Here is a 19,398-nt window from a genome sequence, read left to right as displayed (position 1 = left end):
CCGATCGACGATACGAAAGGCGGCAAATATGCCCGTCAAAGTCGATAGGTGACCGAATTGACCGGTTAGGCAGGCCCTTTGTGTGTCGCCATCGAACGGCAGTGCATGGCAACCGACTACGCCAACGACGTACTCGTCACGGCCGATTGGGTCGAAGACCGGCTCGAGGACTTCCAGGACGACGACTCAGACCTTCGACTCGTCGAGGTCGACGTCGACACGGAGGCCTACGAGGAGGAACACGCACCCGGCGCGATCGGGTTCAACTGGGAAACCCAGCTCCAGGACCAGGTCACCCGCGACATCCTCTCGAAAGACGATTTCGAAGAACTGCTCGGCAGCCACGGTATCAGCGAGGACTCCACCGTCGTCCTCTACGGAGACAACTCCAACTGGTTCGCCGCCTACACCTACTGGCAGTTCAAGTACTACGGTCACGACGAAGTCTACCTCCTCGACGGCGGTCGCGAGTACTGGCTGCAAAACGACTACCCGACCACCGACGAGGAACCCGACTTCTCCGAAACCGAGTACGAGGCAGCCGGTCCGCGAGAGAGCATCCGCGCCTACCGCAAAGACGTCGAGAACGCGATCGAGCGCGGCGTGCCGCTCGTCGACGTGCGCTCGCCCGAAGAGTTCTCCGGCGAAGTGCTCGCCCCGCCGGGACTCCAGGAGACCGCCCAGCGCGGCGGCCACATCCCCGGCGCGAGCAACATCTCGTGGGCCGCGGTGACCAACGACGACGGCACCTTCAAGGACCGCGACGAACTCGAGGAACTCTACGCCGAGGAAGGCATCGACGGCAACGAGACGACCGTCGCCTACTGCCGCATCGGGGAGCGCTCCTCCGTCGCCTGGTTCGCCCTGCACGAACTCCTCGGCTACGACGACGCCGTCAACTACGACGGCTCGTGGACGGAGTGGGGCAACCTGGTCAACGCGCCGATCGAGACGGGCAGCGCCGAATAAGCGTCGTTTCGGCGGAGAGAGAGACGTTCGAGCGATCACGCGGCTATCTTCTCGAGGCACTCCAGGAGAGCGTCGGCACCGTCGCAAACCGGACCCCTCGTCGATATATTACGCTTCGTACACGTGGTTCGACGCGATCTCGTCGGGCCCGACGACCTCGACGTCCCCGGCTGACTCGAGGTCGGCGAGGTAGGACATCGTCTCCTCGAACGCCGCCCGCGTCCCGCCGGAGAGGTCGCCGTAACTCAGCGTGGTGATCGTCCGGTACCGCGCCGTCCGATCGAGTAGTTTGCGGGCCGCGTCGGGCGATGGACTGACCGCCCGCGGCGCAAGCGCGGGGTTCAACAGGTCGGCGTGACCGGCGTGGCCCGCGATGAAACCGACGTCGTGGTGTTCGTCGACGAGACTCATTACGGCCTCGTCGTACCGGTTGAGGGGATACGCGAAGTAGCTGGCCCCGTCTTCGAAACCGTTGCGCTCGAGCCAGTCGACGGCGCCCTGAATCTCGTCTCGCTGGGCCGACTCGCGCCGTCTGGTGAGATCGCCGCCGGTTTTTCCCTGGCTCCCGATCGTCCAGCCCTCGCTCTCGAGGGTCTCGAGTTGATCCCGACTGAGGGTTCCGGGACCGCCGACCTCGTCGGTCGGGACGAAGGCGGTCGCCGGGAACCCGTACTCGGACAGCGTCGAACGGGCGCGAGTGTAGGCTGTTTCGGTGCCGTCGTCGAACTGCAGGAGGACTTTCCCGGTGTCCGGCCGGGAGACGAAATGCAGGTCGTCGCACCAGACCCGAGCCTCCCTGTCGCCCGCCCACGTCGAGATTTTGACGTGAGCGACCGAGCTCAGGTCCGGCTTTCCGTCGGTGCCGACGACGCCGAGGTCGTGGTGGGCGAGCGGAAGGCCGGGGTCGACTTTCGCCTGGAGGATCAGCCGGTTCCCGTCGGTGTCCGACAACTGGACGAACGGATCGGTGTCCTGGTCGGTCGCGAGCGCAAGCGCCGGGAACTCGCTCGAGAGATCCCGCGGCTGGTCGAATCGGCGCTTGATCATGGCTCGTTGTTCGGTCAGCGAGGCAGTCATGCGACCGGACTGGTCACCGACGTACGCCCGCTCGGTGTCGAGTTCCAGCGTCCCCTCCATCACCGTCCACATCGAGAGGTCGTCGAAGCGGTCGAACGAGCCGGGTTCTTCGTCGATCGGCTCCTCCGGCGACCCCGAGGGATCGTCACCATCACCGTCGGTCGATTCGCTCGTCGTATCTGAATCTGTCAGGGCGGAACAGCCGCCAAGCGTCGCCGCGGCGGCCGTCACGAGGTACGCTCGTCGTTTCATTCCGTTCGATGACAGTCCGGATACGGTAATTGTTATGCCGCCACTGGAAATCGGTCGCCGACCGGTAACTGTTGCCTATCGCCATCCGCAGCCGGGTCGGGTGGGCACCCGCGAGGACGTCTCCGAGCTACATCACGATAGACATAACTCGAGTCCGGTCGAAGCGACCCCCATGACCGATCCGGAGACGTTCGTCGAGACAGTTAGCGAAGAGAACCAGACCGCACTCTCACGACTCGGGTCGTCCAAGTCGCTGTACGCCGACACGGGCGGCGAGATCGACACCGAACCCGTCCTCGAGGCGACCGCCGACGCCGAGTACGCCGCCTGGCAAACGTTCGCCGGGTGGGCAGACGACGAGGCCACGGACGAGGTGCGCGCCGCGTTCGAAGCTACCGCCGACGAGGAGCGATCTCACTACGAAACCGTCGTCGACGAACTCGGTGACGACGAGTACGACCCGTCCGACGTTCCGACCCTTCACGAGTATCTCCGCGACCTGGAGGACACCGTCGAACGCGTCGGCGGGTTCGTCGGCCGACTCCTCGCGAGCAAGCGGTCGAAAGATCAGGTCGTCGGCTACTTCGTCGGCGACGCCGACCCCCAGACCGCCAGCCTGTTTCGGGAGTTCGGCGAGGACCTGGACGACCAACTCGAGCGCGCGACCGACCTGCTCGAAACGGTCTGCCAGAGCGACGACGACTGGGAGCGCGCCGAGGGGGCGGCGACGGGCGCGATCCAGGCCGCGTACGACGAGTACGTCGAGACGCTCGAGGGGCTGGGCGCGAACCCGAAACCCGTCTGCTGAACGCACCGTTCGAACGGCGTCCGCCGGGGACCGAACGGGGGCGCGACGACGGCCGCCGGACGCGCGACTCGACGTCTCCGGCAGTCCGTGCCGTCGGTCGGACGACTATCGGCGACCGGACCGGTACTCGCCGATCGCTCGAGTCTATCACGAGGGACGTCGGCCCGGCGTTAGACGCCCTCGACGGTCTCTCGGAACGCGCTGATCGACTCGAGCGCGTCCTCGAGGTTCGACGCGACGTCGCCGCTTTCCTCGTCGGCGATTTCGTTCAGAATGTGTTCGTGTCGCGCGAGTTGGCCGTGGTCGGGGCCGCGGTCGGCCGTCGCGTACGCCGCGAACTGTTCCGATTGGTTCCGAAGCCGATCCGTCGCCGTCTCGTCGGACGCTTCGTCCGCTGCTCGTTCGATCGATTCGGCTGCGTTTTCGAGTTCGTCGCGGGTCATAGTTTCCGGTTCGTCCGGAACCGATAAAATAGTTTCAATACGCGCCCGGCCGGTAGAGGCAGCGACGAGAACGGCGAGCGGTGTGGGATCGGACGAGATCGGTGTGTGACTCGTACTCAACGAACCTGTTCGATGCGCTGCTCGAGGTCGACGGCCGCGGCGACGTCGGCCGTAATGCCGGAGACGGCGTCCCGGAAGTTCGTCCGGTAGCTCCCCGGCCCGGTATACCCGAGGTCGGCCGCGCGCTCGCCGGCGATGCCGAATCCGAGCGTGCCGTGGACGGCGGCCGTCGGGGCGTCCGCGATGGCGCCACAGAATGTCGCGATGGTACCGCCGAGCATGCACCCCGTCCCGACGACTTCTCCCAGCATCTCGTGGCCGGCGGCGAGCCGGACGGCACCGTCGGAATCCGCGACGACGTCGTCGATGCCCGACGCGACGACGATCGAATCCGTCGACTCGGCGAGAGAGCACGCCGTCCGCTCGATCGATTCGTACTCGCCGACGGATTCGACGCCCTTGACTTCTGCTTCGACGCCCGCGAGCGCGCTTATTTCACCGTAATTTCCGTTGATGACGGTGAAGTCGATCTCGGACAGGAGGCTCTCGACCACTGCCTGACGGGACGGCGTCGATCCGACGCCGACGGGATCCAGGACCACGGGAACGCCCCGTTCGTTGGCTTTCCGGCCGGCCTCGTGCATCGCTTCGACGCGACCGTCCGGTACCTGGCCGGTGTTGATCAGGACTGCGTGTGCGAGATCCGCCATCTCTCCGGCGTCGCCCGACGAGTCGGCCATCACGGGCAATCCACCCCAGTGGAGCGTCACGTTCGCGACGTCGTTGATCGTCACCGTATTGGTCAGCGACTGCACGAGCGGCTCCCGCTCTCGGACCGTCCGGACTGAGTCCGCGAGGTCGACTTCAGCGGTGTCGGTCACACTCATTCTGAGAACGTTCCGGTATCGACGGCCTTCGGCGTTTCGACGGCGGCTGCAAGCGTTTCGGTCGCGACCCGCGGCTCTGTGGCCGTCGTGATCTCGCTGATGACCGCTACGCCGGCTGCGCCCGCCTCCACTACAGGGCCCGCGTTGTCGGCCGTGATGCCACCGATGCCGACGAGGGGAATCGAGACCGCGTCGGCGATCCTGGCGATCCGTTCCGGGCCGATTCCGTCTTTCTCGTCGGCGACCGCTTTCGAGGACGTTCCGTAGACGGCTCCGACGCCGAGGTAATCCGCCCCCTCGGTTTCCGCGGTACGGGCCTCCGCGACCGTGGACGTCGAACAGCCGACGATCGCGTCCGAACCCAGCAGGTCCCGGGCGGCCGAGATCGGCAGATCCGACTGTCCGACGTGAACGCCGTCGGCGTCGATCGCCGATGCGATATCGATCCGATCGTTGACGATCAGATCGACGCCCGCGTCCGCCGTCAGTTCGCGCAGTTCGTGTCCGAGTTCGTACCGCGATCGAGCGCTCGAGCCCTTTTCGCGGAGTTGGACGACGTCGACCCCACCGTCGATAGCCTCGCGGACGATCTCCGGCGTCGATCGGTCGCCCGAAAGCGACGCCTGCGTCACGAGATAGGTCCGCCAGCTCGCGGGATTCATGTGGAATACCAGTCGATAGTCGCACAAAGCGCCTTCGGTCGCTCGGACGGTCCGCCAGACGATGCGGGACCGGTAGTGGTGGCCTCGGGCACCGAACGGGTTACGGGACGGTCGATCCGGGACCGACGCTCGCGCTCGAGCGGGTCGCGACTCTGGCCGACCGACTGCGAGTGGGGTCCGGCGGCGAGGCATGGGGTGGACACGACGCCGAGACAGCGGCCGCGAATCGACGGTGAAACTGAAACACGCGAGTGCCCGACGACGGGACGGAAAGACGTTCGACGTGGTGAACGGCGGCCGGTGTAGCGAGTGGCGGCAGAGACGGTATCGACGCGGCGTTCGAAGAGTGACGCCGCCGCGGGAGTTCGGCCGGCCGCTACGACGATAGCGACAGGAACGCCTCACCAGACCGCACGAGCGATTCCCAATCGTCGTCCTCACGGACGGCCGGAAGCGCGCGCACCCGCTCCGGCGCCTCGGGTTTCTCGGCGATCGGTCGCCGCCACCAGGCCACGTCCCACCACTCCCCCTCCGTGTGGCCCATCGACGGGAACTCGACCAGGCGGTCGAACCCCAGCGCCTCGTGGAAGCGCTCCGTTTCGGGATTGGGAACCGTCGTCACCGCATAGGCGTCGCGAATACCCTGTCGCTCGAGGACGGCGAACAGCGATTCGTACAGCGCCCGACCGATGCCCGACCGGCGCGTCGCGTCGGCCACGTAGACCGACAGTTCGACGATCCAGTCGTAGGCGCGGCGCTCGCGAAGCGGCCCCGCGTACGCGTAGCCGACGACCTCGCCGTCGCCCTCACAGACCAGCCACGGGTGCCGCTCGAGTGTCGACTCGATCCGATCTGCCAGTTCGGTCTCGGGGGGCGGGGTCTCCTCGAAGGTGACAGCCGTCGACTCGCAGAAGGGCGCGTAAATTGTTCGGACGGCGGCCGCGTCCGTCGGCGCCGCGACTCGAATACGGACGTCGGATGTCATACGAGCGGTCCTCGCTCTCGAACGATAAATTCGCTGGAACGGATCCGAAACGGCGAGGCGGAACGCGTCCCGGCAGTAGTACCGTCGCACGCCGGAGAGACGTACCCGACGGGCGGCCGTCGGGTCACGGACCCACCATCCCGCCCGCAGCGAACGACGGGCCGTGACACCACCGTCCCGCCCGCGGCGAACGACGGCATCGTAAGCCATAGTGTGTCCGGAGCGCATCTGACGCGTAATGCAAGAAGCGACCGGCGGCCGGGAGACGCGCGTCTCGAGGCGACCACCCCCAGCGGAGGACGACGGCTGACCGATGGCGGACCTGGTCGATATTTTCGCCTCCGCGGTCGGTCCGATCGTCGCCATCGCGGGCGTTGGCTACGTCCTCGCCACCGTCAAGGACGTCGATCCGGAACCGCTGAACACGGCCGTCGTCTACGTGCTGGCACCCGCGCTGGTGTTTCACAGTCTCGCCGTCACGGAACTCGAGACGACGACGCTCCTGCGGGTCGCGGTCGGGATCGCCGCGTTCACGGCCGTGATGTGGGCGATCGCCGAGGCCGTCGGGCGCATCGTCGGCGAGCGGGAACCGGCGTTGAGCGGGCTCGTCTTGGTCGCGATCTTCTGTAACTCCGGGAATCTCGGCATTCCCGTCTCCGATTTCGCGTTCGGAGAGATCGGGCGCCAGACTGCCGTCCTCTTCCTGTCGGTCCAGTCCGTGCTGATGTACACCGTCGGCGTCTACGTCGCCTCCCGGAGCAGCGGTTCCGCCGGCCTCGAGGGCGTCAGACGGGTGTTCTATATCCCGCTCGTCTACGCCGTCGCCGCCGCGCTCATCGCGCGGTCGCTGGACCTGGTTCCGTCCCCCGAGACCGCGAGCATGGAGACGCTCCAGTTGGTCGGTGAAGCCTCGATTCCGCTGATGTTGCTCATCCTCGGAATCCAGCTCGCGCGCTCGAACACCACAACCGCCGTTTCACGGGCGTGGCCCGCCACCGCCCTCAAACTCGGCGTCGCCCCCGTCGTCGGCCTCGGAATCGCGCTCCTCGTCGGGTTCCGGGACCCGACGGTCGCTCGCGTGTTCGTCCTCGAGACCGCGATGCCGGCAGCCGTGACGCCGCTGATCCTCGTCATCGAATTCGCCGACGGGTCGCGATCGAAGGGGATCCCCGTCTCGGAGTACGTCTCGACCTGCGTGTTCCTCACGACGGTGCTCTCGATTCCGGCGCTCACCCTCGTGATCGCCATTTTGCAGTCCGGCGTGGTGATCTGACTCCGAATCGGTCGGGAGACTGGAACCGATGGCGTTTCGTCACCCGTCGTAGGCGTGTGCGTCGCTGACCGGCGGTGCGCCGATTCCGAGCACCGTCGCACTGGCGTCTGCATCGGGGTCGGTGTACGCCCGGTGGGGACTCTCCGGTTCGGCGACGAAGAACTGGCCGGGTTCGACCGTATACAGTCGGTCCGGCGTCTCGACGCTGAGTTCGCCGCCGACCACGTAGAAGACCTCCTCCTGCTCGTCGTGATAGTGGAGACCCGAAACCGGGATCTCTTCGCCGGGTTCGACGGTGTACGTTCGCAATCCCAACTTCTCGAGGCCGACCGATTCACTGACGTATCGCATATCCGACGGCCGGTCCGGTTCGCGCTCGAGTTCGTCCGGGTCCACGATGTGGTATCCCATGGAACACGGTTCGTGAATCGCCCTCGTAAATGCGACTGCTCGCCTGTACCGAGGACAGCGCGACCGGAAACATCGACGTTCGATGCGTGATCGATACGGGCTCCGATCGGATTCTCACGTCCTCGCATCGGCTCTCGAGGGACGGACGCAGATCCACGACATCGATATCCACTCCTGCCGAAGCCGAACGCTTCGACAGCGGCGGCCTATCCGCGAGCTGTTTCGAGGTCTGACCTCACGGCGTCTCGGTCGTCCGGACATCCGATTCGGACGGACGGCGCTTCCCGATCGATCGTGGTGGACGACGCAGCCTACGTCACGGTTCGGCAGCGCAACAGAGTCAATCGAGCGGGAATGTGCACTCCGCGTTACCGACAGGGTACGCTGAGAAAAGCGATTTTTACCGTCGTGGGGGACGATATTAGTATGGGAGACAGAAACTTAGTATGGAAGACAGAAACCATCTCCACGTGTGTCGTCACTGCGGAAACGTCATGGCAACGTCGTCCGCGGAAACCGGTCCGCGAAAGTGTTTCAACTGCGAGGAAGAGGAGTTCTCGCTGTATCTGAGCCTCCCCGAGGTTCCCGTCGAAGACTAGGCCCGCAACGTCTGCGGTCCCGTTTCGATCAATTCACGGAATCCCGGCGTCCGGATACGTGTCCCAGTAGATACTGGGAAGCGAACGATGCGTCACCGGACGTTCCGACGCAACCGCCGCGTCGCGATGGACGTGCGCGCGCCAACGATAAACAGCGGGGCGGCGTTTCGATTCTCCACCGGCGGTGAGCGCACACCACGTCTCCGCCACGGCGGTGAAAAAGCAAACTCGTCGGGTCGCTCTCAGATAGAGGGCTTGATATTCTGGTTCACGTCGAAGCGGTTCTCCGGATCGTACTCGTCTTTCACCGCGACCAACCGTTCGTACGCCGATCCGAACGTGGTTCGAACGAGTTCGTCGTTGTCCTCCAGAAAGCCCGGAAAATTCAGGTAGACAGAGCCGTCGGAGAACTGCCGCATATCGGCCAGGCAATCGCGGACCCACTCCACGTTGGCGTCGTCTCGTTCAGGGTCGTGCCAGTTCGCCTCGACACCGAGGAGAAACGGCGCGTGCCTGCCCGCGAAGGAACTCTCGTCGATACCGACGTCCCCGATTGCGCCCCCCAGTTGCCAGATGTCAACTGTCGCTAACGGGGACGGGGCGGTGTCGGCCCAATACCTGATTCGATCGATTGCCGGTTCAGTGAGACCATCGAGATACAACGATTTCCAGTAGTACCGCATCCCCGAAGGATAGTCTTCGTCAAGCGTTCGCTGGAACTCGGCGTACGGAATCGTCCCGCTGACGTCGGCGATCGGCTCGGCAAGTTCTCGCAGCGGTGCGAGTACCTCCTCACCTTCCACAGCCGGTCCCGAGTAACATCCCAGGAACCCGATTTTGAAATGATCCACGCCGTCTTCCGAGAAGAGTTCCTCGTCGGGCATCGTACCGAGAGATGTGAGCGTGCTAACCTCGTCTGGCGCTGCCGAAACGTACTCACGATATGCCTGCAGACAGTTAGTCGCCCGATCTCCCGAATAGAAGACGAAACAAGTCGCGACGTCCGGCCCGACGGGGTGGAGGTCGAACTCGAATTCGGTCACGACGCCGAAATTTCCCCCACCGCCGCGAAACCCCCAGAAGAGCTCCGAGCGTTCGTCCTTGCTGGCGGTTACAAACTCGCCGTTCGCCGTGACGAGTTCGACGGACGCGAGGTTGTCGCAGGTCAGGCCGTACTTACACCGGAGGTGTCCGATGCCGCCGCCGAGCGTGAGCCCCGCGACCCCCGTGTCCGAGACGACGCCGCCGGGCGTCGCCAGGCCGAACGCCTGGGTCTCGTGGTCGACGTCGGCCCACGTCGCACCGGCCTGTACCCACGCCTTCCGTTCGTCGGGGTCGACCCGGACGCCCGTCATCTCCGACAGATCGATCACGAGACCATCGTCACAAACTGCCGTGCCTGCGACGTTGTGACCGCCGCCCCGAATGGCCACGCGAAGCCCGTTTTCTCGGGCGAAGTCGACCGATCGAATAACGTCCGCCGTGCCTCGACACCTGACGATCACCGTCGGATATCTGTCGATCATTCCGTTCCAGACCGCCCGTGCGTCGTCGTAGGCACCGTCACCGGACCGGATCACGTCTCCGTGGACGTCGCTTCGAAACTGGTCGATCCGCTCGTCGCCGCGGGTCAGTTGTCCCATAGACGTCCGATCGGTCGCAGCCCTGTTGGCCTCACTCACTGAGATGGATTCGTCCGAACACGCGTCGTTTCGCGTCGTGAACCGTCTCTCACGTCACGTACGGGATAGAATTACAATCCGTGCCATCGTTCCGGACACCGGTGACTCGCTGTGGGATTCAAAGAGGACGAACACGCGGCCGACGACGAACGCCCACCACCCGGTTCTCCCGTCTTGGAAGCCATCCTGGAGAACGCCCGGAACCACCAATACCTCGGACAGCGACTCGACGCGACGGACGACCGCGTCGACACGGATCTTCTCGGCGACATCGTGCGACACGGGCCGGTTCTGGAAGCCCTCCGCACGGAACCGCTCGACCGCCGGGAGATCGAAGCGCGACTGAACGTCTCGCGTGCGACGAGCCACCGCTTCACGCAGTGGCTCGACGAACAGGGTTTCGTAGAGAAAGACGAAGGCCGATTTCAGCTGACGGGCCGGGGCGAAGCCGTCGCGGACGAGGTCCTCCGGTTCGAGGCAAACGTCCACACCGTCCACCGCCTCGCACCGTTGCTGGACGTCATCTGTGAGGACCACCAGGAATTCGTCATCGAGCCGTTCGTGGATGCGAAGATCACACCCGCCGAACCGGACAACCCATATCAACCGATCGAGCGGTTCATGTCCTTGCTCGACGAGTCGGAGACCTTCCGAGGGTTCAATACCACGCACATGGCACCGCTCGTTCTCGGCGAGTTTCACCAGCAGATCTTCGAGAAGACCGATACCGAGATCGTCTATCTGCCCACGATCATCGAAAAGCTCCTCGAGACGTACCCGGAGCGCGCCCGAGAGGCGATCGACCGCGGGCATCTGTCACTCCGAACGCGCGATGAACTCCCGTACGGACTCGCGATATTCGACGAGCGCGTCGGGATGGGCGGGTACGATGAAACGACCGGACTCATGCAAGTCTTCGTCGATACGGACGCACCCATCGCGTACGAGTGGGCAAACCGGGTCTATGCCTCGATCAGAGCGGATTCAGAACCGCTCGACGATCGTCCGAACACGTCTCGATAGCGCGGTCTCGACGAGTCGACTCGAGATCAGTGGCCCTGATCGTGGGGATTCAGCGCCGTGCCGTAGTTCTCGGCGTGGTCGGTGTAGTCGATGAATCGGGGCGCGTCAGGGTCGAACGGGCGCTCCAAGCTCTCGAAGGCCTTCTTCTTGTCCCAGCCCTGGAGTTTGCCGACCGCACTCCGGTCCTCCAGGTCGTGGTAGTCGAGCGTGGGCTCGGTCAGCTCCCACGCCTTCATGCCCTGGTCGGTGCGGATGATGACGCTCGAGTACTCGTCGGACGAGCCGACCGAGCCGACGGTGATGTCCGAACAGAAGCCGGTGAAGTCGGCACACTCGTCACAGCCCTTGAGCGCGGCGTCGTGGAAGTTCTCAATATCCTCCTCTACGATCATCTCGCCGTCGTGGCCGTAGACCATCATCTTGCCGTGGAGGACGTCCATCTTGCCGATTTCGTCGGGCGAGACGTCCCGTTTTTCCTCGAGTTGCTCGCCCATGAGGCTGTAGTAGTTGAAGTTCTTGGTACACATCAGAGCGATCGTGTAATCGACCGCACGGATGCCCTCGTTCTGGGCCTGGTAGTCCCACTCGAAGTCCTGCAGGGCCCGGATGCCCTCGATCTCGCAGGGCGTGCCCACGATCGCGAGGCTGAGGTCGTCCCAGTCTTTGTCGGGGAGCTTGTGCTCCCACTGTTCGATATCGAGGTTACCCAGCGCGAGCGTCTGGTTGTAGACGGTCCCGGCGTTCTCGATGAGTTCGTCCGTCGTCGTCGCGAGGTAACTCTCGGCTTTCCAGGCCTCCTCGTCGCTCTCGGTGGCGACGAGCGCGCCGTCGATCTCGCCTTCCTCGAGCAGCGTCGCGAGGATGCCCGTGACGACGCCACCGTCCTGTGCGCCGTCGGTCCAGTCGTCGTCGACCTTGGCGGAGAACTCCGTGATCGGGTCGCCGGCACCTTTGACGTTGTCCTCGCCGCCGGTGATCGTCCACTGGCGCTCGTATCGGAGGCCGCCGCGGGGACAGAAGTCCCAGCAGAGCGAACACCCGGTGCACATCTTGACCAGTTCCGGCAGTCCGTCGTCGCCGACGCCGATCGAGTCGGAAGGGCAGGCGGCGACGCACGTCCCGCACTGGATACAGCGGTCGGCGTCGATGACGGCCTCGTCCAGTTCCATGAACCAGGTCTTCTCGTCGGGCGTCTCGATGTCGTTCATCTGCGACCGGATCGAGTACTCGGGGGTCTCGAGGCCGACACTGTCCGGAATCCCGACGCGCGTGTCCGGTGACCCGTTGTCGACGTCCTGACTGACGTTTTCGGCTGGCGTCGTAAACTCGAGCTCGCCGAGTTCGCCCATTTCGTCGACGTTCGCGACGCCCGCGCCGTCAGTCGCGACCGGCGGCGTCTCCGACTGGGCGTCGGCACGGGTCTTCCCGCCGCAGGTACAGGTGTCCGGCGAGCAGCTGTCGCCGTCAGCGCCACCGTCAGTGGCGATAGCGCCCGCTCGAGCGTGGTCCGTGTGCTCACGGGAGCGGGCCTGACCGCTGCCCGCGTCGGGCACGATGACGGCATCGTCATCGTCGTCCGATGCGGGGACGCGAGGGAACCGACGCTCGTCGCCGTCACGGCTCGCGTGTCGCTTCTCGCTCGCGGGTTCACCGCTCGCTTCACCGGGGACCTCGCGGCTCGCGTGTCGCTTCGCTCCCCCTCGCTTACTCGAGGACTCACTGCGTTCGTCCTCGCTCTCAGTCGCCATGGGCAACACCCCGTGCGACCGGCGCGTCGGCCCCGTTCATGATCGTGCGGAGTCGGTCGTTGTTGGTGCGGCGACACCACTGGTAGAATTTCTCGCTGCCGTCGCGGTCCTCGGCGTAGGCCTCGAACAGTTGCTCGAGAGCCGGGATCACGGAGTCGGCGGGGACGGCGTTTTGTACCCAGTCCAGGAACTCGTTGTCGGCGCCGAGCGAGCCGCCGAGACCGAAGTCCATCCCCTCGACGATATCGGATTCGCCGTCTTCCTCGAGTTTGACGGTCTCGCCGCGGAAGCCGATGTCGGCGATCTGGGGTTGGGCACAGGACGCCGAGCAGCCGGACATGTGCATCCGGATGGCCTCGATGTCGTCGGGGACGTCGATGCGCTCGTCGAGTTCGCGGGCCCAGCGCTTGGTGCGCTTTTTGGTCTCGATGATCGCGTAGTTACAGAACTCGCTGCCCGTACAGCCGACCGCACCCCGAGAGAACGGCCCCGGATCGGGGCTGTACTCCCGAGCGAACGGTTCCGCGAGGAGGTCGTCGACGTTCTCCTCGGGAACGTGGGTGATGAGGAAGTTCTGATCCGTCGCCAGGCGGACGGAGGCGTCTTCCGTCCCGTACTTCCGGGCGGCGCGGGCGGCGGCCGCGAACTCGTCGCCGCCCATGCGACCGGCGACGACGTTGAAACCGACGTATTTCAGCCCGTCCTGTTTCTGGTCGTGGACGCCGACGTGATCGCCCTGGTAGCCGACCGTCAGGTTCCGGCCGGCGTCGGGGAGGTCGACCGTACAGCGGTCGCGGATCGCTTCCTCGAATTTCTCGGGGCCCAACTGCTCGACGAGATAGCGCATCCGGCAGACGCCGCGGTTGTGTCGATCGCCGAGTTCCTTGAACGTCTGGGCGACGGCGCGGCAGAACTCGACGGCGTCTTCGGGTTTGACGAACACGTCGAGTTCCGAGCCCATGCGCGGGCCGTCCGAGAGCCCACCGCCGACGCGGGCGTGAAACCCGTAGAGATGGGTCCCGTCGATCTCCTTTTTCGCGGGGACGAGCCCGATGTCGTTGATCTGGGACTGCGCACAGTCGTGGGCGCAGCCGGTGATCGTCATCTTGAACTTCCGTGGCAGGTTGGCGTACTCGCGATTCTCGGTGAAAAAGTCCGAGACGGCTTCGATGACCGGTTGTGCGTTGAAACACTCGTGGTCGTCGAGGCCGGCGGCGGGACAGCCGAGCACGTTCCGGGCCGAGTCGCCACAGCCCTGGACGGTCGTCAGGCCGACCTCGTCGTAGCGATCCCACATCTCCGGTACGTCCTCGACTCGGATCCAGTGCTTCTGGATGTCCTGTCTGGTCGTGATGTCGAGATAGGCGTCGCCCCAGAGTTCGTTCTGTTCGTCGCCGCCGTACTCCTCGGGGGCTACGGCGAGGTCGTCGGTGACGTCGCCGATCACCTCGGCCTGGTCCGGCGTCAGATACCCACCCGGAACCTTCGTCCGGATCATGAAGTACCCCTCCTGCTTCTGGGCGTACATGCCCGCCCACTTGAGCCGTTCCCACTCGCCACCGCCGGCCCGGTCCTCGATCTCCTCGAACGAGAGGTTCTCCTCGGCGTATTCGTAGACGTCGTCGATGACGTCGAGGGGATGTTTCTCCTGTTTGTGTTCCTCGACTGTGTTCATACGGACCACCTCGTGGCTCGAGCGGAGTCGAGAGAACCGACGCTGTCGGAATTCTTGTGGATCATTGGGTATCGCATAGTACTCCCCCATCCCTATACAGGCCAGCAACTCGGCGAATCATGTCGTGGGTCGTTTTCACCAGTAAATTTTGCCCCCACGCTCGGAGGCCGTCGATCGAAACGACCGAAAACGCTGTCAGTAGCTCGGCAGACGCCGTCGGAGGAACATCACCGTCTCGGTCGCGTCGGTGATAACGGCAATCATCCCCGGTAGTCCGTGATCGCTTACTGCGCCGCCCGGCAGAGGTATGTCAGAATAGAATTAATTGAAGCACTCGACGAGGTCACCCTCCCGTCGCGGATCGGGTGAGAACGTCGGTTGCTCGGCGATACCGTCGTACCGCGCTCGAAGGGCGATTCTGTCGTCGAAATAATACGTGACGCGCGTGTCCCACTCGTCGTTCGCGGGTGAGTGTCTGGTCCGCGTCGTCAGATTGTAAACGATCGACACCAGGACGGCGCTCTCGCCCGTGGCCGAATCGATACGGGTCGCCTGCCAGGTACTGCGGCGAAGTTCGAAGAACCGGGTCACCGAGCCGTACCTGTCGAGAAACGCGTTCTGTCGATACGACCGTTCGAATTCCGTGGCGTACGCAACTGCACCGTCTCGCAGCGTCGACGACGAGCGACCAGGTCGACCATCCACGACGGAGACCAGCTCCGACGGCGGCTCCGGATACGGTCTCAGCTCGAGCCCGTCGGTGTCGAGCGGTACGACCGGGGTCGGACGCGTGATCTCGCTGCATCGATACCAGCCGTCGGGGACGAGACCCGACTCGAGCGACAGCGCGTTCCCGTCGCTCGAGGCACGCTGAAAGCCGCCCGTCGCCGCCGCCGTGGACGTCGCAAACGACGCGAGGAGGGCGCGTCGGGACCGAGGACGGTTCATACGATAACGTCTCAGACGGATAATAAGTGTCTTCCGAAATGGCAAGAAACTGAAGCGCCGATAATCGACAGACGGCTCCTTACTCGTCGGCGAGCAGTCGATCGACCATTTCGTTCGGGTCGAACCGCTCTAAGTCGTCGTATCCCTGTCCGACCCCGAGAAACAGGATCGGCTTCCCGGTGACGTGGGCGACCGAAATCGCGGCACCGCCGTTGGAGTCAGCGTCGGCTTTCGTCAGGATCGCCCCGTCGATTTCGGCGGCGTCGTCGAATTCGCGCACGCGGTTGACTGCGTCCTGGCCGGCGACCGCTTCGTCGACGAACAGCGTCATGTCCGGACCGACGACGCGGTCGATCTTCTCGAGTTGATCCATCAGGCCCTCGTTAGTGTGAAGCCGACCCGCGGTGTCGCCGAGGACGATATCGACGTCGTTGGCTTCCGCGTATTCGACGGCGTCGTACAGCACCGCCGCCGGATCGCCGCCCTGTTCGTGACTGATACACTTCGTGCCCAGGGCGTCGGCGTGCTCCTGTATCTGCTGGTTGGCTCCCGCGCGGTAGGTGTCGCCGTTTGCCATCACGGTCGAGTACCCTCGCTCTTCGAAGTACCGGCTCAGCTTGGCGATCGACGTGGTCTTTCCGACGCCGTTGACGCCGGTGAAGATGATGGTGACGGGCTTGTCCTCGATCGCGATCCGCTCGTCGAAGTCGAACTGGCCGACGCTGATCACGTCGTAGATCGCATCGTGGAGCGCCTCTTCGACGACCTCACCCGTCGAAGTCGTAAAGGTCCGCGTCTCGCCGACCAACTCGTCGCGGATGTTGTCGAGAATCTCTTCGGCGACACCCATCTCGACGTCGCTCGAGAGCAACGCCAGTTCGAGTTCGTGTAACGGACCCTCGAGATCCTCCTCCTCGATGACGAACTTCCCTTTCACGAGGGACCGTGCCTTGGCACCGAACCCGGTCGACGAACCGTCGTCATCGCCCTCGTCTCCGGTTTCGGCTTCGTCGTCGTCGGCCGTCTCGTCCCCGCCGACGGCCGCATCGCCCGGTTCCGTCTCCGGTTCGGCGGGTTCCTCGTCGAAGTCAGCCTCGGCTGGGGCCGACCGCTCGTCCGCCGTCGGCTCCTGGCCCGCTGCGGCGCCCGCTCGCGGTGTGCCGGACTCGGCCGTCGCGTGCGCGCCCGACTCGAGGTCGGCTTCGGCTTCGGTTTCGCCCTCGGCGTCAGTCGTCGCCGCAGCCACAGTCTCCGGCGCCCGGCTCTCCTCCGGATCACGGGTAGTTTCGGCGGCTTCCGGCTCCGGTTCCGTCGCTGTCGACGACGAGGCGGAATCGTCAGCAGCGACGCCCTCGAGTTCCGCATCCTCGAGTTCGTCTTCGTCGACTGCTTCGGCCTTCTCTTCGGCGGCTTCTTCGGCGTCTTGACGGAAGCTGCCGAGTTTCTCCTTCAGGTTGTCGAACATGGGATTCGAGTGAGGACCGACGCGTTACTCGTCGGGGCCCTGGCCCTGGCCCATCTGCTGCATCTGCTGTTGCATCGCCTGCTGTTGGAGCTGCTGGGCCTGCTGTTCGAGTTCGCTGCTCTCGGTCTCGAGTTCTGCGATATCCTCGTTGACCTCGTCGATGCGGTCGTCGAGCCGTTCCTTCTTGTTTTCGAGGACGTCGACGGCGTCGTCCTCCTCGAACTCCGCGGCGTAATCGGCGCCGAGGTCGACGATCACTTCGTCGATGTCCTGGATCGTCGCTCGGAGGTACGCGCCGCCGCCGACCGGCACCTGCACGGTCGACTCCGTCTCGAGCGAGTCGAGGGCCTCGATGGCTTCGTCGACTTCAGTCTTCTCCTGTTGGATGGCCTCGACGTTGGACTGAAGGGCCTCGATCTGTTCGTCGATCTCCTGGAGTTCCTGGGACAGTTGCTGAAGTTGTTGCTGACTCATCGCTCGGACACCTCGTCGAGTTCGATTTCGGTTCGCTTGAGCCCGTGCTGGCTCCCCAGTTGGGAGAAGGCGTGTTCGCGGGCGACGTTCTCGTTTTCGGCGTCGATGGTCGTCTCGAACGGCGCGTAGCCGTCGCGACTCTTGAACCGACCACTGACCGTAAATTGACTCATGCCTATCCCTCTGGCAGGCAGTCGGAAGAATCTTCCCTTCCGGTTTGGCGCGTCGGACCCGGCCGCCGACCGTTTCGCTTCCGACGAGCGGAGGGTGAACGATTTTACCGATCCGCGACGAACCGGCGGGCATGACAGAACTCGATCCCGGCGACCTGTTGCCAAGCGATCGGATGCGAACGCAGGCACTCGAGGGCGAGATCTCGCAGATCCACCGCGGCCACCAGTACGCCGAGGAGGGAGACACGTTCGCGATCGACGGGACGACCTTCGAGGTGACCGACGTCCGCGAGCGCACGCTCGGCGATCTGACCGACGAAGACGCCCGGGCCGAAGGAATGGAAGACCTCGAGGCCTACGAACGGCTGCTCGAGCGGGCCCACGAGGACTTCGAGTGGGACGACGAGAGCGAGGTCGTTCGCCACCGGTTCGAACGACGAGAGTGAGCCGCCGGTTCGAACGACGATTGCGAGACGATCGCGAACCGATCGAAGCTGGCAGCGTGTCGACTCCGGTGTCCTATCGGCTCAGGTACGGATCGGTTCGATCGCCTCGGATCGAAGAGCGAAAACAGGCCTCGAGAACCGGTGGGCCGGTCAGTCCAGGTAACCGAGCGCGTCCTCGATCCGCCCCAGTTCGGGGCCGGTCGTCTCTTCGCCGACGACGTAGCCCGCCTCGTTCGCGACGAGTCCGGACCCGACCAGCGGCGCGCCGTAGTTGATCGTGCCCACGTCCGCGCGGACGTCCAGAACTTCCTCGAGGGCGTCGAGTTCCTCGTCGGTCGCCTTCGGATGGCAGAGAACGCCCGTGTTGTTCGCCACCGCGGCCGTTCCCACGGTTCTGACGCCGGCCAGGTCGCCGCGTTGAACGGGTACCGCGAGCGTCTCTTCGACGATCTCGATCGCCTCGCGCGGCAGATCCGGATGGACGTAGGCCCCGTAATCGTTCGCGAGAACGACGTTACCGGCGGCGTTGATGCTACCCGGCAGTTCGGTAACGGGGACGTCGACCTCGGCCTCGAGCGTCTCACGTTCGTACTCGAGGGCGCGCGAACTGACGAGCAGGCCGTTTTCGTTACCCGTCGAGAGGGCGCCGACCGTCGAGGAACCGCCGACGGTCGTCGGGATGGCGGGCACCTCGAGTTCGTCGGTCAGGTCGGCGATGACTTCCTCGTCGACGTCGGGGCGAACGAGTACGTACGAGTCCGTCGCACGGGCGAAGACGCCGACGTAAGACGATCCGGCGAAGGCGAGGCGTTGCAAGTTTAGTCGGCGACCTCGGCCTCGACGACGGCTTCACCCTCCTCGTCGAAGCGGGCCGCACGGACGCGTAGTTTCCGCGGCGGGTTCGAGCGCCCGTTGGACCAGACGGTTTCGTTGATCGAGGGATCCAGTCGGATGGCCGCTTCGTCGACGGCGAAGTGTTTCGCGAGGTGTTCGCGGACGAGTCGCATCGCGTAATCCGCGGCCTCGTGGTTCGCTCCTTTCTTGACGTCACGCAGGGGAACGGTCACGACGCGTTCCTCGAAATCACTGGCACTCATGGTTATTCGTCAGTGTCGTTGCGCCGCCAGTTGCGTCGCTTCGGGTTGCGCTGGACGTCCATGTCAGTCTTCATCATGACCCAGGCGGGCACGCGGCTGTTCTGGTTCTCGAGTTTGGCAAGACGCTTCTTCTTGCCCTTCGATTTCTTACCCATAGTGGCCGAACGTAGCCCACGCTGGCTTAAAATCTTGTCCATCTTGCAGGGACCGACAGAACGCCGAGCAGGCCGGATGCAAGACC

At 64.6% G+C, this 19,398-nt stretch carries 21 protein-coding genes; 5 read left to right on the top strand and 16 right to left on the bottom strand.

All coding sequences use genetic code 11. The features are described from left to right. Positions 1-105: 105 nt before the first annotated feature. Positions 106-969: a sulfurtransferase gene (locus NJT13_RS12510; protein ID WP_254521967.1), complete on the top strand. Its 864-nt coding sequence runs from the start codon at positions 106-108 to the stop codon at positions 967-969. A 108-nt stretch (positions 970-1,077) separates the two neighbouring features. Here NJT13_RS12510 and NJT13_RS12505 read toward each other — a convergent pair whose 3' ends face one another. Continuing rightward, positions 1,078-2,298, bottom strand: a complete 1,221-nt coding sequence (locus NJT13_RS12505; RefSeq protein ID WP_254521966.1) for a polysaccharide deacetylase family protein — start codon at positions 2,296-2,298, stop codon at positions 1,078-1,080. 172 nt (positions 2,299-2,470) lie between these two features. Here NJT13_RS12505 and NJT13_RS12500 point away from each other — a divergent pair, with 172 nt between their 5' ends. Further along, the gene (locus NJT13_RS12500; RefSeq protein WP_254521965.1) at positions 2,471-3,106 is read left to right on the top strand and encodes a rubrerythrin family protein; all 636 of its coding nucleotides are present in this window, start codon (positions 2,471-2,473) and stop codon (positions 3,104-3,106) included. A gap of 170 nt (positions 3,107-3,276) precedes the next feature. On the opposite strand, the gene NJT13_RS12495 is transcribed toward NJT13_RS12500, so the two are convergent. The 4 genes from NJT13_RS12495 to NJT13_RS12480 all read right to left on the bottom strand — a co-directional run bounded on the left by NJT13_RS12495 (position 3,277) and on the right by NJT13_RS12480 (position 6,143). Beyond that, entirely contained in the window at positions 3,277-3,549 is a 273-nt protein-coding gene (locus NJT13_RS12495) for a DUF7553 family protein (protein ID WP_254521964.1), read from the bottom strand. A 116-nt stretch (positions 3,550-3,665) separates the two neighbouring features. Continuing rightward, on the bottom strand, positions 3,666-4,496 hold the full coding sequence (gene thiM / locus NJT13_RS12490) for a hydroxyethylthiazole kinase (protein ID WP_254521963.1): 831 nt from the start codon (positions 4,494-4,496) through the stop codon (positions 3,666-3,668). Continuing rightward, complete coding sequence (gene thiE / locus NJT13_RS12485; protein ID WP_254521962.1) at positions 4,493-5,158, bottom strand: thiamine phosphate synthase; 666 nt, start codon at positions 5,156-5,158, stop codon at positions 4,493-4,495. Before thiE ends, thiM begins: the two co-directional genes overlap by 4 nt. 376 nt (positions 5,159-5,534) lie before the next feature. Continuing rightward, positions 5,535-6,143 carry a GNAT family N-acetyltransferase gene (locus NJT13_RS12480; RefSeq protein WP_254521961.1) on the bottom strand — a complete coding sequence of 203 codons (609 nt, stop codon included), beginning with the start codon at positions 6,141-6,143 and terminating at the stop codon, positions 5,535-5,537. Positions 6,144-6,456: 313 nt separating this feature from the next. On the opposite strand from NJT13_RS12480, the gene NJT13_RS12475 reads away from it, so the two are divergent. Beyond that, positions 6,457-7,416 carry an AEC family transporter gene (locus tag NJT13_RS12475; RefSeq protein ID WP_254521960.1) on the top strand — a complete coding sequence of 320 codons (960 nt, stop codon included), beginning with the start codon at positions 6,457-6,459 and terminating at the stop codon, positions 7,414-7,416. A gap of 39 nt (positions 7,417-7,455) precedes the next feature. Here the strand turns inward: NJT13_RS12475 and NJT13_RS12470 are convergent, their stop codons facing one another. After that, positions 7,456-7,827, bottom strand: a complete 372-nt coding sequence (locus NJT13_RS12470) for a cupin domain-containing protein (RefSeq protein ID WP_254521959.1) — start codon at positions 7,825-7,827, stop codon at positions 7,456-7,458. Positions 7,828-8,668: 841 nt separating this feature from the next. Further along, the gene (locus NJT13_RS12465; protein ID WP_254521958.1) at positions 8,669-10,069 is read right to left on the bottom strand and encodes an FAD-binding oxidoreductase; all 1,401 of its coding nucleotides are present in this window, start codon (positions 10,067-10,069) and stop codon (positions 8,669-8,671) included. 150 nt (positions 10,070-10,219) lie between these two features. Between NJT13_RS12465 and NJT13_RS12460 the strand changes: the two genes are divergently transcribed. Further along, positions 10,220-11,131 carry a helix-turn-helix transcriptional regulator gene (locus NJT13_RS12460; protein WP_254521957.1) on the top strand — a complete coding sequence of 304 codons (912 nt, stop codon included), beginning with the start codon at positions 10,220-10,222 and terminating at the stop codon, positions 11,129-11,131. Positions 11,132-11,157: 26 nt separating this feature from the next. On the opposite strand, the gene NJT13_RS12455 is transcribed toward NJT13_RS12460, so the two are convergent. From NJT13_RS12455 to rpl18a, 6 genes are all read right to left on the bottom strand, one after another. Then, positions 11,158-12,879: a Coenzyme F420 hydrogenase/dehydrogenase, beta subunit C-terminal domain gene (locus NJT13_RS12455; RefSeq protein ID WP_254521956.1), complete on the bottom strand. Its 1,722-nt coding sequence runs from the start codon at positions 12,877-12,879 to the stop codon at positions 11,158-11,160. After that, positions 12,869-14,554, bottom strand: a complete 1,686-nt coding sequence (locus NJT13_RS12450; RefSeq protein WP_254521955.1) for a nitrite/sulfite reductase — start codon at positions 14,552-14,554, stop codon at positions 12,869-12,871. Before NJT13_RS12450 ends, NJT13_RS12455 begins: the two co-directional genes overlap by 11 nt. A 321-nt stretch (positions 14,555-14,875) precedes the next feature. After that, positions 14,876-15,502 (bottom strand): hypothetical protein, encoded by a 627-nt coding sequence (locus NJT13_RS12445; RefSeq protein ID WP_254521954.1) that lies wholly within the window; start codon positions 15,500-15,502, stop codon positions 14,876-14,878. A gap of 79 nt (positions 15,503-15,581) precedes the next feature. After that, on the bottom strand, positions 15,582-16,967 hold the full coding sequence (ftsY, locus tag NJT13_RS12440; RefSeq protein WP_254521953.1) for a signal recognition particle-docking protein FtsY: 1,386 nt from the start codon (positions 16,965-16,967) through the stop codon (positions 15,582-15,584). A gap of 24 nt (positions 16,968-16,991) precedes the next feature. Continuing rightward, positions 16,992-17,441, bottom strand: coding sequence for a prefoldin subunit alpha (gene pfdA / locus NJT13_RS12435; protein WP_254521952.1), 450 nt, complete (start codon positions 17,439-17,441; stop codon positions 16,992-16,994). Beyond that, the gene (gene rpl18a, locus NJT13_RS12430; protein WP_179262085.1) at positions 17,438-17,614 is read right to left on the bottom strand and encodes a 50S ribosomal protein L18Ae; all 177 of its coding nucleotides are present in this window, start codon (positions 17,612-17,614) and stop codon (positions 17,438-17,440) included. The genes pfdA and rpl18a overlap by 4 nt, the downstream gene beginning before the upstream one ends. Positions 17,615-17,745: 131 nt before the next feature. Here rpl18a and NJT13_RS12425 point away from each other — a divergent pair, with 131 nt between their 5' ends. Continuing rightward, the gene (locus tag NJT13_RS12425) at positions 17,746-18,060 is read left to right on the top strand and encodes an ASCH domain-containing protein (protein WP_254521951.1); all 315 of its coding nucleotides are present in this window, start codon (positions 17,746-17,748) and stop codon (positions 18,058-18,060) included. Between the two features lie 150 nt (positions 18,061-18,210). Here NJT13_RS12425 and NJT13_RS12420 read toward each other — a convergent pair whose 3' ends face one another. Genes NJT13_RS12420 through NJT13_RS12410 form a run of 3 tightly spaced genes read right to left on the bottom strand, consistent with a single transcriptional unit; the run spans position 18,211 to position 19,312 of the window. Continuing rightward, a complete protein-coding gene (locus NJT13_RS12420; RefSeq protein ID WP_254521950.1) occupies positions 18,211-18,876 on the bottom strand; it encodes a translation initiation factor IF-6 in 666 nt (221 codons plus the stop codon). A gap of 2 nt (positions 18,877-18,878) precedes the next feature. After that, complete coding sequence (locus NJT13_RS12415; protein WP_254521949.1) at positions 18,879-19,157, bottom strand: 50S ribosomal protein L31e; 279 nt, start codon at positions 19,155-19,157, stop codon at positions 18,879-18,881. Between the two features lie 2 nt (positions 19,158-19,159). Then, a complete protein-coding gene (locus NJT13_RS12410; protein ID WP_006184874.1) occupies positions 19,160-19,312 on the bottom strand; it encodes a 50S ribosomal protein L39e in 153 nt (50 codons plus the stop codon). Positions 19,313-19,398 lie beyond the last annotated feature (86 nt).

Source organism: Natrinema caseinilyticum, from assembly GCF_024227435.1.
Classification (GTDB): Archaea; Halobacteriota; Halobacteria; order Halobacteriales; family Natrialbaceae; genus Natrinema; species Natrinema caseinilyticum.
The sequence above is the reverse complement of the archived record's forward strand: the minus strand, read 5'-3'. Positions and strand labels throughout refer to the sequence as shown.

Excerpts from the sequence above, each read along its gene's own strand:
- rpl18a (WP_179262085.1), bottom strand. The coding sequence starts at position 17,614 with ATGAGTCAATTTACGGTCAGTGGTCGGTTCAAGAGTCGCGACGGCTAC.
- NJT13_RS12510 (WP_254521967.1), top strand. The coding sequence starts at position 106 with ATGGCAACCGACTACGCCAACGACGTACTCGTCACGGCCGATTGGGTC.
- NJT13_RS12425 (WP_254521951.1), top strand. The coding sequence starts at position 17,746 with ATGACAGAACTCGATCCCGGCGACCTGTTGCCAAGCGATCGGATGCGA.
- NJT13_RS12410 (WP_006184874.1), bottom strand. The coding sequence starts at position 19,312 with ATGGGTAAGAAATCGAAGGGCAAGAAGAAGCGTCTTGCCAAACTCGAG.
- NJT13_RS12455 (WP_254521956.1), bottom strand. The coding sequence starts at position 12,879 with ATGGCGACTGAGAGCGAGGACGAACGCAGTGAGTCCTCGAGTAAGCGA.
- NJT13_RS12500 (WP_254521965.1), top strand. The coding sequence starts at position 2,471 with ATGACCGATCCGGAGACGTTCGTCGAGACAGTTAGCGAAGAGAACCAG.
- NJT13_RS12450 (WP_254521955.1), bottom strand. The coding sequence starts at position 14,554 with ATGAACACAGTCGAGGAACACAAACAGGAGAAACATCCCCTCGACGTC.
- NJT13_RS12415 (WP_254521949.1), bottom strand. The coding sequence starts at position 19,157 with ATGAGTGCCAGTGATTTCGAGGAACGCGTCGTGACCGTTCCCCTGCGT.
- pfdA (WP_254521952.1), bottom strand. The coding sequence starts at position 17,441 with ATGAGTCAGCAACAACTTCAGCAACTGTCCCAGGAACTCCAGGAGATC.
- ftsY (WP_254521953.1), bottom strand. The coding sequence starts at position 16,967 with ATGTTCGACAACCTGAAGGAGAAACTCGGCAGCTTCCGTCAAGACGCC.
- NJT13_RS12495 (WP_254521964.1), bottom strand. The coding sequence starts at position 3,549 with ATGACCCGCGACGAACTCGAAAACGCAGCCGAATCGATCGAACGAGCA.
- NJT13_RS12445 (WP_254521954.1), bottom strand. The coding sequence starts at position 15,502 with ATGAACCGTCCTCGGTCCCGACGCGCCCTCCTCGCGTCGTTTGCGACG.
- NJT13_RS12480 (WP_254521961.1), bottom strand. The coding sequence starts at position 6,143 with ATGACATCCGACGTCCGTATTCGAGTCGCGGCGCCGACGGACGCGGCC.
- NJT13_RS12470 (WP_254521959.1), bottom strand. The coding sequence starts at position 7,827 with ATGGGATACCACATCGTGGACCCGGACGAACTCGAGCGCGAACCGGAC.
- NJT13_RS12505 (WP_254521966.1), bottom strand. The coding sequence starts at position 2,298 with ATGAAACGACGAGCGTACCTCGTGACGGCCGCCGCGGCGACGCTTGGC.
- NJT13_RS12475 (WP_254521960.1), top strand. The coding sequence starts at position 6,457 with ATGGCGGACCTGGTCGATATTTTCGCCTCCGCGGTCGGTCCGATCGTC.
- NJT13_RS12465 (WP_254521958.1), bottom strand. The coding sequence starts at position 10,069 with ATGGGACAACTGACCCGCGGCGACGAGCGGATCGACCAGTTTCGAAGC.
- thiE (WP_254521962.1), bottom strand. The coding sequence starts at position 5,158 with ATGAATCCCGCGAGCTGGCGGACCTATCTCGTGACGCAGGCGTCGCTT.
- thiM (WP_254521963.1), bottom strand. The coding sequence starts at position 4,496 with ATGAGTGTGACCGACACCGCTGAAGTCGACCTCGCGGACTCAGTCCGG.